The sequence below is a fragment of the Salinivirga sp. genome, assembly GCF_035268865.1.
Taxonomy (GTDB): Bacteria; Bacteroidota; Bacteroidia; order Bacteroidales; family Salinivirgaceae; genus Salinivirga.
Map to the genome: position 1 here is coordinate 1 of NZ_DATFKB010000046.1, position 3570 is coordinate 3570.

The 3570-nt window shown below is 39.0% G+C and carries 4 protein-coding genes; all 4 read left to right on the plus strand.

Annotated features, from left to right (window positions below):
- Window positions 1-671 (plus strand): Na+/H+ antiporter NhaC family protein (locus VJ937_RS03065; protein WP_324065432.1); only part of this gene is annotated, 671 nt, incomplete at its 5' end.
- A gap of 162 nt (window positions 672-833) precedes the next feature.
- The gene (locus VJ937_RS03070; RefSeq protein WP_324065433.1) at window positions 834-1883 is read left to right on the plus strand and encodes a sigma-54 dependent transcriptional regulator; all 1050 of its coding nucleotides are present in this window, start codon (window positions 834-836) and stop codon (window positions 1881-1883) included.
- Window positions 1880-2449, plus strand: coding sequence for an acyltransferase (locus VJ937_RS03075; RefSeq protein ID WP_324065434.1), 570 nt, complete (start codon window positions 1880-1882; stop codon window positions 2447-2449). Before VJ937_RS03070 ends, VJ937_RS03075 begins: the two co-directional genes overlap by 4 nt.
- A gap of 251 nt (window positions 2450-2700) precedes the next feature.
- Window positions 2701-3435 (plus strand): WecB/TagA/CpsF family glycosyltransferase, encoded by a 735-nt coding sequence (locus VJ937_RS03080; protein WP_324065435.1) that lies wholly within the window; start codon window positions 2701-2703, stop codon window positions 3433-3435.
- The last annotated feature ends 135 nt before the right edge of the window (window positions 3436-3570 follow it).

The following is a 3570-nucleotide window of genomic DNA, read 5'->3' on the forward strand; positions in this document are numbered from 1 at the left end:
ATAATCCCGGCCTCATTGATTTTTTTGGACCAATTGGGACCCTACTCGGTGTAGCGATCTTGCCTTACCTTATAACACGATTCTTTATGGGAATGGGTGAAGATGCTGTACTCCCTATCGCTGAGGCATTTATTTTAGCTGTACTGGCCGGCTTTGGTATTGCACTGGCAAAAGGCATGAAGCTTCAGGAAGTGATCAATGGATTCATTGATGGCTGTAAAGGAGTTACTATAGGTGCTGTGATATTGGCCCTGGCGGTTACCCTCAAAGAGGTAGCAGATGCTGTAGGGACCGCCCCCTATGTTGTAGAATTGGTGGGTGATGTCATTCCGGCATTTCTGCTTCCCGGGCTATTTATGATATTGTGTATGTTGATCGCCTTTTCAACCGGCACTTCCTGGGGAACCTATGCGGTTGTTTTTCCGGTTGCCATTCCATTAGCATGGGCCGTAGTACCTGACCCATTTTTTCTGACTCTTTGCTTTTCAGCCGTTATTGGTGGGGCTGTTTTCGGTGACCAATGCTCGCCGATCTCTGACACAACGATATTATCCTCACTTTCAACCGGGTGTGACCTTATGGATCACGTACAGACGCAATTTCCATTGGCAATTTTAGCAGGCTTATTGGCCGTAATAGCCTATGCAGGAATGGTTTTATTTTTTGTATAGCATTTCAATTTGTTCCCGCCTGTTACAAATATTAAAATATTCTCATGTAACATTGCACAAATATCCCTTACAATAAATCTACACGTTGGAAACAGTTAATGGGTAGCTGTATCTAAGTATAATATTTTTTAGTGGGGAGGTTAAAAATGGGTAGAGTATATATTGCCCTCATCAGCTCCGGGAGCTACTATGGGTCCTGATAAAAGTGAATGGGTTCATGAATCACCCGAAATTACTGAATTAAAGCGTAAGGCTTTACGAGTTGCAAAATCAAATGTTCCGGTTCTTTTGACAGGTGAGAATGGAACCGGGAAAGAAGTGCTTGCACATTTTATTCATAATAATTCTGCCACCAAAGAAGTCGTTGACAAGAAACCTTTTATTATTGTCAATTGTGGTGCCATTCCGGAAGACCTCATTGAAAGTGAATTATTCGGATACGAAAAAGGAGCTTTTACCGGGGCCGAGCACACTAAAGAAGGTGCATTCGAATTAGCCAATGGCGGAACACTCTTCCTGGATGAAATTGGTGAATTATCACTGAATGCCCAGGTCAAATTACTTAGAGCCGTAGAATACCAGTCTTTTAGAAGATTGGGCGGTAAACAAGAGATCAAAGTAGATGTAAGGATTATATCAGCTACTAACGTAATCCTGCATGATGCCATAAAATCGGGTGATTTCAGACAGGATCTCTTTTACAGGCTTAATGTCATCGAATTGTACATTCCAGCCCTGCGACACCGTAAAGATGAAATACCTCTTCTTACAGAACATTTTTTAAAGATGTTCTCGGAAAAGTACAATATTGAAAAACTCTACATTGCAGAGGACTGCATGAAGTGTTTTAAAAAGTATAACTGGCCCGGAAATGTAAGGGAATTAAAAAATATCATAGAAAGGTGTGTGGTTCTATCCAAAGATGGTGTCATTGACAGAGATGTACTACCCCAACAAATCACCTCGCAAGGGTGTTTACCTGCTGAAAGAACCACAAATGATTTTAATAAGTCTGAAGGAAATTTTCTGGAAATAGAGATCGGAACTCCTTTTGAGGAAATTGAGAAAAAAGTCATACAACAAACATTGTCTTCTTGTAACAATAATAAATCTGAGGCTGCAAATGTTCTTGGTGTAAGCAGAAAGACTTTGCATAATAAGCTGGACAAGTACAGTAAAAAAATGTCAGAGGAAAATGCCAGTAATCCATGAGTGATAACCCCGGTACCTTTGAACGTATCAAACGTCGTTTGAAAAAGCATTCATTGCTTGAACACTTGCTCGGGTTTTGGCTTTCAAGAAAATTCACTCAAAATGGTATTATAGTTGTCAAAGAATCTTTCCCATTACCAAAGGTAATAAATAAGGGTGGTTCACTATTTGCAGAAAATTGCCAGTTCTATTCAGGTGTACGCATAGAGATAGGACAAAATGGGTCGGTCAGCATTGGAAATGGGACTTACATAAACAGAAACACACTATTAGTGTGTGAATCTGAAATTAAAATTGGGGTAAACTGTAAAATTTCCTGGGATGTTATCATCATGGATTCAGATTTGCACCCACTTAATTCAGACACAACCATCAATAAACCTGTTTACATACAGGACAAAGCATGGATCGGGTGCAGGTGCATTATTTTAAAAGGGGTCACAATTGGTGAAGGTGCTGTAATTGCTGCAGGTTCCATTGTAACCAAGGATGTTCCACCATATACCATTTATGGGGGAAACCCTGCTAAATTCATTACCAATGTTAAAACTCAGAACCCGTCTTAGAGACTAGTTTTCTATCCCTGTTTGTCTTTTTTTGGGGAATTATTACACATCACAAAAGCTACAAATGTGTACATATTTTACAGCTGAAAAACCATTTATTTCAAACACTATCAGTTCGGCATTTTAACAGCAGTATTTCACTAAAAGTTTTACAACCGCCCCATTTGGCATGTTTGTTGTATCTATTATTGTAGATCTAAAATCATATTCAGACAATGCTTTGCAAACAATTTGACAAAAGATATTCGGTAATGGGAATTAAAATATCACCCTATCGAGTGAACGAGTTTTTTGACCTGCTAAATACAACTTTGAAGGAACCCAAATCTGAGCCTTTGTTCTTTGTTACAGTTAATCCGGAAATAGCTGTAGAGACCATTTCAGACCTTGAATTCAAAGAAATCCTGAGCTCATCTTCAATAAACACATCTGATGGTATCGGGATCAGTTGGGCAGTTAAATATTTACACGGGCAAAAAGTTGAGCGAATTACCGGCTCTGATTCACTGGAAAAGATTTGTGAAATTGCTGCTCAAACAAATAATTCAATATACTTTTACGGGGCTATGCCTGGTATTGCAAAAAGAGCAGCTGATATTCTTGAAGAAAGGATCAATGAATTGAACATCATAGGCACCTATTCTCCATCAAAGCGAGATACGCCATTTGATGAACTCCCTGAGGATGTTAGAACCGGCCTTCAGGAAGCAAATGTAGTTTTTGTGGCTCTGGGTGCCCCATATCAGGAAAAATGGATCAACAATAATATTAGTGAGCTAAAAAACTGTAAAGTAATAGCCGGTATTGGAGGCAGCTTTGACTTCATAGCCGGTAATATTAAAAGAGCACCAGTTTTTTACAGAAAAACAGGCTTGGAATGGCTGTACAGACTTTATCTACAACCTAGCAGATGGCGCAGAATGCTAAAACTGCCTTTATTTATGATCAATATAATTTTGTTAAAGATGGCAAGGGTAAACAATTAGATTATCTGCTAAACCGATTGGGTAGCTTTTTTACTTTGCTTTCCATAGTCTTTTTGATCTAAAAGCTCTGAAAAGGCCCTATCAATTCCTTTACAGACAACCGACCAATCATATTTATTTTTTACCAGTTCGTAG

Coding starts and splice junctions, on each gene's coding strand:
- VJ937_RS03075 (WP_324065434.1), top strand. CDS start 1,880: ATGAGTGATAACCCCGGTACCTTTGAACGTATCAAACGTCGTTTGAAA.
- VJ937_RS03080 (WP_324065435.1), top strand. CDS start 2,701: ATGGGAATTAAAATATCACCCTATCGAGTGAACGAGTTTTTTGACCTG.